General features: G+C 24.5%; 4 protein-coding genes. 3 read left to right on the top strand and 1 reads right to left on the bottom strand.

What is annotated here, in order from left to right:
* On the bottom strand, positions 1–362 hold a 362-nt coding region (locus GBZ86_RS13615), incomplete at its 3' end, for a metal-dependent transcriptional regulator (RefSeq protein ID WP_152891529.1).
* Positions 363–529: 167 nt separating this feature from the next.
* Between GBZ86_RS13615 and GBZ86_RS13610 the strand changes: the two genes are divergently transcribed.
* From GBZ86_RS13610 to GBZ86_RS13600, 3 genes are all read left to right on the top strand, one after another.
* The gene (locus GBZ86_RS13610) at positions 530–757 is read left to right on the top strand and encodes a FeoA family protein (RefSeq protein ID WP_152891528.1); all 228 of its coding nucleotides are present in this window, start codon (positions 530–532) and stop codon (positions 755–757) included.
* A 23-nt stretch (positions 758–780) separates the two neighbouring features.
* Entirely contained in the window at positions 781–2,892 is a 2,112-nt protein-coding gene (gene feoB / locus GBZ86_RS13605) for a ferrous iron transport protein B (RefSeq protein ID WP_152891526.1), read from the top strand.
* Positions 2,893–3,178: 286 nt separating this feature from the next.
* A complete protein-coding gene (locus GBZ86_RS13600) occupies positions 3,179–3,634 on the top strand; it encodes a hypothetical protein (protein WP_152891524.1) in 456 nt (151 codons plus the stop codon).
* Positions 3,635–3,760: the final 126 nt, after the last annotated feature.

The raw sequence follows: 3,760 nt of genomic DNA, 5'->3' as shown, positions 1-3,760 counted from the left end.
ATTAAATGTTCTATTTTTTCCGTAGTTTCTAAAATACTATGTTTTACACCTAAAAAACTAAAAAACTTTTCTATTGTTTTATGTCTATTCATAAGAAAAACGCCATAATTATTACCTAAATTTGTAAGCTCTATATATCCATAGGGTTCATAATTTACCATACCTAGTTCAGATAATTTCTTCATCATTTTTGAAGTTGATGGAGCTTGCACATTTAAAGCTTGAGATAAAGAACTTACTCTTGTTACCCCTTCTCCATTTGATAATCTATAAATCATTTCTATGTAATCTTCCATAGATGCAGTTATTATATTATCCTCATTTTTTATATAGGTACTAAATGTATAGAAATCTTCATTCATAATTATCTCCACCTTATAACTAATTACTCTTTATAATATACTATGAAATTTAACTTTTAATACTTATTTAATTTTTAGAATAACAAATTTATATATATTATCATACTATAATATTAAAATAAGTTAGCCTAGGCTAACAAAGTATATTAAACTAGGAGGTTTATACTATGGAATTACTATGTGATATAAAAGTGGGTTCTTTAGCAATTGTAAAAGAAAATAAAGCTAAATCTTCTTTAAAAGAAAGATTATTAGCTTTAGGAGTAACTAAGGGTGCTATAATAGAAATTTTAAGAAAAGGACCTAAAAACAATTTAACTTTATATAAAATTAGAGGTGCTATGATTGCCCTTAGAAAAGAAGAAGCTTCTTTAATACTTGTAGATATTATTTAAATTAATATTATAGGAGGATAAAAATGGGTTTAACATCTCAATCAACTAAAATTAGTGCAATGAAAGATATTTTTAATATTAGAAAAAAAGAAGGACAATATGTTATTGCTTTAGCTGGTAACCCTAATACTGGCAAAAGTACAGTATTTAATTATTTAACAGGTCTTCACCAACATACGGGCAACTGGCCAGGTAAAACTGTTGTTAATACTAAAGGGGAATTTCAGTATAACAGCAATAATTATGTTCTTGTTGATTTACCTGGTACTTATTCTCTTTTATCATCTTCTATAGATGAAGAAATTGCAAGAGATTTCATATGTTATGGAAATTATGATGCTATTGTTGTTGTAGCTGATGCCACTTGCTTAGAAAGAAATTTAAATTTAATATATCAAATTATAGAGTTAAATTCTAATGTAATAGGATGTATAAATTTAATTGATGAAGCTGAAAAAAAAGAAATAATTATAGATAAAGATTGTTTAGAAAAATCTTTAGGTATTCCTTTAGTTTTAACATCTGCAAGTAATGGAACTGGTATGGAAACATTAAAATCTGAAATGGAAAATATAGTTATTAATAATAAAAAAACAAATCCTAAACCTATTAAATATACCCCTAAAATAGAAACTTTAATTAATAATATTTCTAATGAACTATATAAATTTAATGTCATAAATAAAAGATGGATTTCTTTAAGAATTTTAGATAGTGATGTTTCTGTATTTAAAAAATTAGATGAACTTAATGATAAATTTAATTCTTCTGTTGCCCTTAATATTCAAAAATCTATATGTAATAATATTAACAAAACATACTTAAGAGAAGAAATTTCTGAATGTATATATAAACAAGCAAAACTTTTAAAAGATAATTGTGTTAAAGAAAATAAAAAGAAAATTAATAGAGATAAAAAAATAGATGATGTTTTAACATCAAAAAAATATGGCATTCCTATTATGTTACTTTTATTAGGTATTATTTTTTGGTTAACCATTCAAGGAGCAAATTATCCATCTCAATTTTTATCAAATATTTTATTTGGTTTTGAAGATGTTTTAATTAATTTTTTGCAAAATTTAAATGCACCTTATTGGTTACAAGGTATTTTAGTATTAGGACTATATAGAACTTTAGCTTGGGTTATTGCTGTAATGCTTCCACCTATGGCTATATTTTTTCCTTTATTTACTCTTTTAGAGGACTTAGGTTATCTTCCTAGGATAGCTTTTAACTTAGATCATTTATTTAAAAAAGCTTGTGCTCACGGAAAACAATGTTTATCAATGTGTATGGGATTTGGTTGTAATGCTGCTGGTGTTATTGGCTGTAGAATTATAGATTCTCCACGTGAAAGATTAATTGCCATAATAACTAATAATTTCGTTCCTTGTAATGGTAGATTTCCTACATTGATTGCAATTTCAACTATATTTTTTGCCACTACAGCTAATAGTTTTTTAAATTCAATTATACCTACTATTTCTGTATCTTTATTAATTGTTTTTGGAATTTTTATAACCTTACTTATATCTTACTTATTATCTAAAACTTTACTTAAAGGTTCCCCTTCCACTTTTACTTTAGAGTTACCACCTTATAGAAAACCTAAAGTAGGTAGAATTATTTACTCTTCTTTAGTAGATAGAACTTTATTTGTTTTATATAGAGCTATTATCGTCGCTGCCCCTGCTGGTGCTATTACTTGGCTTTTAGCTAATATTTATATTGGAGATTTAAGTATTATAAGTCATATTGCTAACTTTCTTCAACCACTAGGCTCACTCATAGGACTTGATGGATTTATATTAATGGCTTTTATTGTAGGTCTTCCAGCTAATGAAATTGTTCTACCTGTACTATTAATGGGCTATTTAGCAACAGGCTCCTTAACTGATTTTTCAAGTTTAGACTCTTTACAAAATATATTATTAACTAATAATTGGACTATTTTAACAGCCCTAAACACTATGATTTTTAGTCTTTTACATTGGCCTTGTTCTACTACCCTATTAACTATAAAAAAAGAAACTCAAAGTATAAAATGGACTTTTATATCATTCTTATTGCCAACTTTAATAGCTTTTTCAACTTGCTTTATAACCACTACTATTTATAGATTACTCTTTTAAAAATACTATTAAATTTTATAGAATAGCACCGTAAATCACTGCTATCTATGTTGTGAATTACGGTGCTTATTTCTTTTAATTCTATATTAAAAGATCTACTTTTATTAATATATAGATTTTTTAATAAAAGTATTATATAATTTTATTGAATATTTTAATATTATTTTATTTAACAATTTAAAATATTCCTAAAGAAAATTATAATGTAATACACTATTATTTTCAAAAAAGAATATTGTAAATATGAGTTAAAGAATATACTTATATATTAAAGGAGAAATTACATATGCAATCAATAAATTATTTATTTACTAATTACTTATTAGCAGATTTAGTAAGCAATGATAATCCAAATAAATATTTTAACAGTGAAAAAGTAAATGAAACATTAAATAGTATGTGGAATAAAATGCATTTAAAATATGGAAAAGAAAAAAAAGAAAATTTATTAATTTCTATAGAAAATTTAGATATCTCTAAAAAATTAATAATAATAAAATTTCCTAAGCCAGAAATAACTCCTGAAAGTCTTTATGCTGGTTTCATATTAGGAGAAAAAATAGAAAAAGGAATATTATTTACCTTTGATATGTCTCCTGGCTTTGATTTTAATAAAGCTCAAATAAAAACTGAGCAAAACTATACTCTTTTTAAATGGATAAATGGAAAGCGTAATTTAATTAAAAGTTACTCTGAAGATAATTTACAACATTTTTCTAAAATTTTAAAAGAAAATCTTTAATTTATATAAATTTTATTGCTTAACTGCTAATATCTTATGGGGAAGTACTACTGTATAAAATAACAGAGTTTTTTAAGTGCTCCCTTGTCCAAAATCAATGTATCTAAATGTAATATAACTTGTTCA

The organism is Clostridium tarantellae, assembly GCF_009295725.1.
In the GTDB taxonomy this organism is placed as follows: Bacteria; Bacillota; Clostridia; order Clostridiales; family Clostridiaceae; genus Sarcina; species Sarcina tarantellae.
This window is presented reverse-complemented; position numbering and strand designations above follow the sequence as displayed.

Excerpts from the sequence above, each read along its gene's own strand:
- GBZ86_RS13610 (WP_152891528.1), top strand. The coding sequence starts at position 530 with ATGGAATTACTATGTGATATAAAAGTGGGTTCTTTAGCAATTGTAAAA.
- feoB (WP_152891526.1), top strand. The coding sequence starts at position 781 with ATGGGTTTAACATCTCAATCAACTAAAATTAGTGCAATGAAAGATATT.
- GBZ86_RS13600 (WP_152891524.1), top strand. The coding sequence starts at position 3,179 with ATGCAATCAATAAATTATTTATTTACTAATTACTTATTAGCAGATTTA.